Annotated in this window: 7 protein-coding genes; 3 read left to right on the forward strand and 4 right to left on the reverse strand. The window is 57.9% G+C overall.

The window, feature by feature from the left end; genetic code table 11:
• Both ACRESD_RS18005 and ACRESD_RS18010 read right to left on the reverse strand, forming a co-directional pair.
• A partial coding sequence (locus ACRESD_RS18005) for an ATP-binding protein (protein ID WP_431752153.1) occupies window positions 1–1601 on the reverse strand: 1601 nt, incomplete at its 3' end.
• Between the two features lie 87 nt (window positions 1602–1688).
• Complete coding sequence (locus ACRESD_RS18010; protein WP_431752154.1) at window positions 1689–2582, reverse strand: LysR family transcriptional regulator; 894 nt, start codon at window positions 2580–2582, stop codon at window positions 1689–1691.
• A 99-nt stretch (window positions 2583–2681) separates the two neighbouring features.
• Here ACRESD_RS18010 and ACRESD_RS18015 point away from each other — a divergent pair, with 99 nt between their 5' ends.
• Both ACRESD_RS18015 and ACRESD_RS18020 read left to right on the forward strand, forming a co-directional pair.
• Window positions 2682–3671, forward strand: a complete 990-nt coding sequence (locus ACRESD_RS18015; RefSeq protein WP_431752155.1) for a zinc-dependent alcohol dehydrogenase family protein — start codon at window positions 2682–2684, stop codon at window positions 3669–3671.
• Between the two features lie 106 nt (window positions 3672–3777).
• Window positions 3778–4404 carry a LysE family translocator gene (locus tag ACRESD_RS18020; protein WP_431752156.1) on the forward strand — a complete coding sequence of 209 codons (627 nt, stop codon included), beginning with the start codon at window positions 3778–3780 and terminating at the stop codon, window positions 4402–4404.
• A 41-nt stretch (window positions 4405–4445) separates the two neighbouring features.
• Here ACRESD_RS18020 and ACRESD_RS18025 read toward each other — a convergent pair whose 3' ends face one another.
• Together ACRESD_RS18025 and ACRESD_RS18030 are read right to left on the reverse strand one after the other, a co-directional pair.
• Entirely contained in the window at window positions 4446–4865 is a 420-nt protein-coding gene (locus ACRESD_RS18025; RefSeq protein ID WP_431752157.1) for a hypothetical protein, read from the reverse strand.
• A 51-nt stretch (window positions 4866–4916) separates the two neighbouring features.
• Window positions 4917–5678, reverse strand: coding sequence for a hypothetical protein (locus tag ACRESD_RS18030; protein ID WP_431752158.1), 762 nt, complete (start codon window positions 5676–5678; stop codon window positions 4917–4919).
• Between the two features lie 189 nt (window positions 5679–5867).
• Between ACRESD_RS18030 and ACRESD_RS18035 the strand changes: the two genes are divergently transcribed.
• A complete protein-coding gene (locus ACRESD_RS18035; RefSeq protein ID WP_431752159.1) occupies window positions 5868–6218 on the forward strand; it encodes a hypothetical protein in 351 nt (116 codons plus the stop codon).
• Window positions 6219–6275 lie beyond the last annotated feature (57 nt).

Here is a 6275-nt window from a genome sequence, read left to right on the forward strand (position 1 = left end):
GACCTCAACAGATTCAGCCCCGCCGCGCTGTCGGCGGCTTCGATGACGGTGTAGCCAAGCTCACCGAGCACGTCGGCGAGCAGCATGCGCACGGTGGATTCGTCGTCCACCAGCAGGATGGTTTCGCCGTGTTGGGCGCCTTCAATCTCGGCGTGTCCGAGGGGGAGTTCGTCCAAGGGCGCGGCGCCGTGATGGCGTGGCAGGTAGAGGGACACACAGGTGCCAACACCTTCGGTAGAGCGCAGGTGCACTTGGCCGCCGGACTGTTGGGCAAAACCATAGATCATCGACAGACCCAGGCCGGTGCCCTGGCCGATGGGCTTGGTGGTGTAGAAGGGTTCGAACACGTGGGCCATCACGTCGGGCGGCATGCCGGTGCCAGTGTCGGTGACGCTCAGGCACAGGTATTGACCTTCGGGCAAGTCGTGGGTGCGGGCGGTGGCGTGATCGAGCCAGTGGTTGACAGTTTGCAGGGTGATCTTGCCGCCTTCGGGCATGGCGTCGCGGGCGTTGATGCACAGGTTGAGCAGTGCGTTTTCCAGTTGGCTGGCGTCGACAAACGCTGCCCAGGCATCCGCGGCTCCGACGGTTTCGACTTGCACGCCGGGGCCGGCGGTACGCTGGATCAGTTCGGCCATGCCGTACATCAAGCTGTTGACGTTGGTGACGCGGGGCTCCAGGGTTTGCCGACGGGAAAAGGCCAGCAGCCGCTGGGTGAGCACGGCGGCGCGTTTGGCCGAGCCTTGGGCGGCGACCATGTACTTGTCGACGTCACTGAGGCGGCCCTGGGTAATGCGCCGATTCATCAGCTCCAGGGCACCGGAGATGCCCGCCAGCAGGTTGTTGAAGTCATGGGCCAGGCCTCCGGTGAGCTGGCCGACGGCTTCCATTTTTTGCGACTGGCGCAGCTTCTCTTCGGCCTGCATCAACAACGCGGTGCGTTCGGCCACGCGTTGCTCAAGGGTTTCGTTGAGGGCACGCAATTGGGTCTGGGCATCACGCAGGGCTTCATCCGCGATGGTGCGCTCAAGCAGGTCGGCGGCCTGGCGCGCAAGGATGTCGAGCAGGCGCAGATCACGTTCGGACGGCTGGTGCGGTTGGCTCCAGTGGGTGGAAATCATGCCCAGCAGTCGACCGTCGCGGGAGCGCAGCGGTGTCGTTTGCGCGGCGCGAATGCCCGTTCGGCGAAACGCCAGCAGGTCTTCGGTACCGGCAATATCGGCCCACTCTTCGAAATCGGGAATGATCGCGCGTTGGCCGAGTTTGAGGGCCATGGTGCAACTGCTGTATGCCATAGGGCTCACCCACTGCCAAAAACCCACGGCTTCGGGCGGCAGGCCACGAGAGCAGAGCAGTTGCAGCTCGCCGCCGTGCCCGCCGGCATGTCCCTGGGGGCATAACAACTGCATGGTGCCGAACTGCGAACCGGTAATGGACACGGCAGCATCGACGATCTTGCCGTAGAGGGCTTCGAGGTCCTGTTCGCCGATCAGGTCCAGGCTGATCCGGTGCAGGAATTCGATGTCCGACAAGGCCGTTTCCGATTCGCTGGCGGTGCCTCGCGGGAAAACGCCTGGGAAGGCGGTGCGTAGGGTTTTCATGGCTGCTCCCGGGGAGCCTGAAGTGAGCGGTATCAAGCGTATCAACAAAGTTCTGACCACACGACGCAGCCGTAGGTTCGGCGCCGATCAGCGCCCTTCCCTACCAAACGTCGCCTTTACGAAATCCACAAAACTGCGCAATTTCGGGGTCAAGCGACGATCCGGCGCGTACAGCAGGTTCATCGGTGATACCGGTACATGGTATTCCGGCAACACGTTGACCAAAGTGCCCTTGCGCAGCGCGTCGTTGACCAACTCCAGCGGCAACAACACCACCCCCAACCCCGCCACGGCGGCCGAGAGCAGCGGGTCGCCCTGATTAATCGTCAAACGGCTTGTAATCGGCACGTCGATAGGCCCGCCCGGCCCCTCGAAATGCAAGTGGGAACGCCCGTCGGAATAGGCGAACGCCAGGCATTCATGCTCTTGCAGGTTCGACGGTGTGAGGAGAGGTGGCCGCCGCGCCAGGTAAGCTGGAGCGGCGCACAGCAGCATTTGATACGGCTTGAGGGGCAAGGCCTTGAGGCCGCTGTCGGTGAGTTCACCGATGCGAAATACCACGTCGTAGCCATCTTCGACCAAGTCGATGATGTCGTTGGACAAGGTCAGGTCCACCGCCACCTGCGGGTACTTGACCATGTACTCCAGCAAGCGCGGCGACAGCGTGCTCACGCCGAACGTCACCGGGGCATTGATGCGCAGGCGCCCGCTGGGAACGCCACGGGTCACGGCGGCCATTTCTTCGGCGGCGTCCATGTCGGCCAGGATCAACTTGGCGCGCTGATAAAACGAACGGCCAAAATCAGTGAGGATTTGCTTGCGCGTGGTGCGGTTGAGCAGCGATACACCCAAGTGCTGTTCAAGCATTTTCACCTGTTTGCCTACCAACTGCGGCGACAGGTTGAGCTCATCCGCCACGGCGCTGAAGGAACCCAGCTCCACCGCTTTAACGAACGTGGCCATCAAGGTCAGGCGGTCCATTGGAAACCCATTGTTTCTAGTGTTGCGCCATCCTAGGCCTTTATCCCTGCGCGACCAACGCCTAAATTGAACGCCTCATTGATGAACACCGAGGTCAACATGGCACGTATTGTCAGGATTCACGCCTACGGCGACGCAAGCGTCTTGCAACTGGAAGACGTTGATGTGCCTGCCCCCCTGGCGGATGAAGTACAAATCCAGGTCAAGGCGATTGGCTTGAACCGCGCCGAAGTGATGTTCCGTAACCACGCGTATTTGCAGGAAGCCGAATTCCCCAGCCGCCTGGGCTATGAAGCCGCAGGCGTGGTGATGGCGGTCGGCAGCGCTGTCAGCGAGTTCAAGGTAGGCGATGCGGTCAGCGTGATCCCGCCACTGGACATCGCCCGCTGGGGCACCTACGGCGAGGTGGCGAATGTGCCCGCTTATCTTGCGGTCAAGCACCCGTCAAACCTGAGCTTCGAACAGGCCGCCGCATCGTGGATGCAGTACGTCACGGCCTGGGGGGCGCTGGTCGAACAGGCCAAGCTGAGCCAGGGCGACGTGGTACTGGTAACCGCTGCATCCAGCAGTGTCGGCCTGGCCGCCTTTCAAATCGCCCGCAGCGTCGGTGCCACGGCCATTGCCGTCACCCGTACCCGTGCGAAACAGCAGGCCTTGCTCGACGCAGGCGCCACCCATGTGATCATCAGTGATGAAGAAGACCTGGTGGAACGGGTGATGGCCCTGACCAACGGCCAGGGCGCGCGCGTGGTGTTCGACCCCATCGGCGGGCCGTCCTTCGAAGCGCTCACACAAAGCATGGCCAGGGGCGGCATCCTGCTCGAGTACGGCGCGCTGAGCCCTGAACCCACGCCGTTTCCGCTGTTCACCGTGCTAGGCAAGAGCCTGACGCTCAAGGGCTACCTCTACGCGGAAATCGTCTCCGACCCCGCGGCACTGGCCAGGGCCAAGGCGTTCATACTCGAAGGGCTCACGTCGGGCGCATTGGCGCCGATCATTGCCAAGACGTTTGCGCTGGATGAGATCCAAGCGGCCCATGGTTTTCTGGAGGCTAACCAGCAAGTGGGGAAGATTGTGGTGACGGTTTAGCGCCTGAATCGAAACGCTGAACCACAGTGAGGGCAGTGCAATAACATTGCATTGCCCTTCTACTTGAGGATTACTGTAGGCCGCGCCCCAGGTCAAGGCTCCTGCCATGTTTGAAATCACCGCCCTTATCACCTACGTCGCCGTTGTGATCGGCTTGTTCCTGATCCCCGGCCCTTCCGTGCTGTTGGTGCTCACCCGCACGCTTCAAGGCGGGCGCAAGGTCGGTATCGCGACCGGGCTGGGCGTGGCTTGCGGCGACCTGGTGCATACACTGTGCGCGGCGTTGGGGTTGTCGGCGATCTTGATGACGTCGGCGACGGCATTCAATGCCGTGAAGTGGGCGGGTGCGGCTTACCTCATCTACCTCGGCGTACGTGCCTTCATGGCCAAGACCGGCACCCACGCTCGACTTGAGTTGCCAGCGGTGACACCGCGCCAGGCGTTCTTCCAGGCCGTGGGTGCGGAGGTGCTGAACCCGAAAACGGCGATCTTCTTCCTGGCCTTTCTGCCGCAATTCGTGCACCCGGAATCGGGCTCGTCGCTGGTGCAATTTGCCGTACTCGGCTTGATCTTTTCGGTGCTCAGCGCGGTGTACACCAGCCTGTTGGCCATCGCCATCCGTCCGTTGAGCCGAGGCCTCAAAGGGCTGTCCGCGCTACGTAAATGGGAAGGTAAAATCATCGGTACGCTGTTTATGGGGTTGGGGCTGAAAGTGGCGTTTCAGCAGCGATAAGCCGGTGCGATAAAACTACACGTTTTTCGGTCATCTAGAAGCTAAGTGGAAGGACCTGCACCAACACTACCCACCAATGCGACGGAGTCACGTGCCATCTCGTAGTGATAAATATCAATGGTTGTAGGGAACGGCGCATTATTGAATCGTTTGAAAAGCCAATCAGCAAGGGGTTTGTCCGTAAGCACATGAACCCGTGACTCGCGGCCCGGCCACAGTGAAAGCCATAACAACTCTGCGCACGCTCGGTCACGGGACCCTGTATTCGGATTTCCATGAGACGTGTTGTACGTACTCGTACTGACCCCTCCAATTACTACATCTTCAGCGTATATATCAAATTCATGCACCGGCCCGTTGACACCTACGGCAAGCTTTTTGGAGATGGCGTTGCAAGATATGCTTTTTGAAAAAGCCAGCCTAGCCAGATTTTCAATATCGAGTCTTTCACGCTTAGTCATTGCAACCCACTCAAGTTAAATTACTGTTCAGTAAAACATTCAACGACACCTTCAACCTAGCTGACAAACAGCCTGTTGCTGCAACAAATAAATATAATCAAACAACAAAAACACAACCACAAAAGCAGCTAATACATAAACTAAAAACTTAAGACGATCAGACAGCCTCAGCGCTGACATATGCTGCTCGCGAAGCGCGAGTAACTCCGGGGTCGTGAGCACATCATGGGCAAAATTTTCGGCATCTTCTCCGAAACACCGCTCGAACTTTTCAACCATTGAAATTTCGTACGACGCAAGAAGACTTCTGTCCGCATCCCGCATTAGAATATACTCCCTCGCTTCACGCGGGTTAAAATAAAGAAATTTTTCATTCGTATCCTTCAGGTACTTATAGACTATGTTTGACATTATACGTTTTTCGCCATTCAAACTTCTCGCAAAAACACGAAATGCTCTTTTCCGCCCGAGAAATACAAACAACGTAATAATTAATGCATCCTTGAGCAAAGATGGAATCTCAAACGGCAACCAAAAGGTCAAAAGATCAAATACCGGATACAACCATTTATGCCAATAAACCGAGACGGTATGCACCACTAACAATGCGATTGATATAACATCTTCCATGCCCACGAGCTGAGCAGTCTCAAGAACATACCTGCCAAACTTCCGCCATGCTGCTAAATCATCTAATACACCTATCAGCCCTATCACACCTGACAGCCATAAAACCCAACTCATCACACGAGTCAATTTTTCTAAAACAACTCTAAATTTAGTCGCCTCTTTCTTTTCTCTCATCATATCCATATTCTATTATCAAGTTATTACCGAGCAACGTTCACACCACAGGTGGCTCCGCTAGCACTCCCATTAGCAAACCTATCCTTTTGCTCACGATGCTCAAAAGCGATTCCATAATGCTATCACCGTATTGTTCAGGCGCTTTACAAAAAACGTCTAATGCGCCATATCCGGCCCCATCTAGAGCCCACCCAAATGCCCCTAACCAAACGCGACTGCGCCCGCCTCGAACGCCGCCTAGTCGCGACCTTGACCGAAGCCTGCGAAACCGCCAAGGCTGAAATCCCGGGCTTCGAGTGGCTGACGCACACCGTCGACTACGCTGCCTTCCCCCAAAGCCTGCGGGTGATCTGGGTTTTCGACACGCGGGCCAGCAAGGATCAGGCGCTGGCAAGTGGCGCCGACCAACGCATGCGTGAGCTGACTGCTGCTGCATTGCACGACGCCGAGGTGGCTGCGGTAAACCTGGAGCGCTGCGTGCGCTTCGATTCCGAAGAAGCCTGCAACACCCAACATGGCGGTGATTGGCGCCGTCGCCTGGCCTGATACTGCTCGAAGCAGGCAAGCCCTAATACCAGTCAGTTAAGCGGTGGGGTGACGAGC

The organism is Pseudomonas sp. (genome assembly GCF_050739995.1).
Classification (GTDB): Bacteria; Pseudomonadota; Gammaproteobacteria; order Pseudomonadales; family Pseudomonadaceae; genus Aquipseudomonas.

Excerpts from the sequence above, each read along its gene's own strand:
- ACRESD_RS18020 (WP_431752156.1), top strand. The coding sequence starts at position 3,778 with ATGTTTGAAATCACCGCCCTTATCACCTACGTCGCCGTTGTGATCGGC.
- ACRESD_RS18010 (WP_431752154.1), bottom strand. The coding sequence starts at position 2,582 with ATGGACCGCCTGACCTTGATGGCCACGTTCGTTAAAGCGGTGGAGCTG.
- ACRESD_RS18030 (WP_431752158.1), bottom strand. The coding sequence starts at position 5,678 with ATGGATATGATGAGAGAAAAGAAAGAGGCGACTAAATTTAGAGTTGTT.
- ACRESD_RS18035 (WP_431752159.1), top strand. The coding sequence starts at position 5,868 with ATGCCCCTAACCAAACGCGACTGCGCCCGCCTCGAACGCCGCCTAGTC.
- ACRESD_RS18015 (WP_431752155.1), top strand. The coding sequence starts at position 2,682 with ATGGCACGTATTGTCAGGATTCACGCCTACGGCGACGCAAGCGTCTTG.
- ACRESD_RS18025 (WP_431752157.1), bottom strand. The coding sequence starts at position 4,865 with ATGACTAAGCGTGAAAGACTCGATATTGAAAATCTGGCTAGGCTGGCT.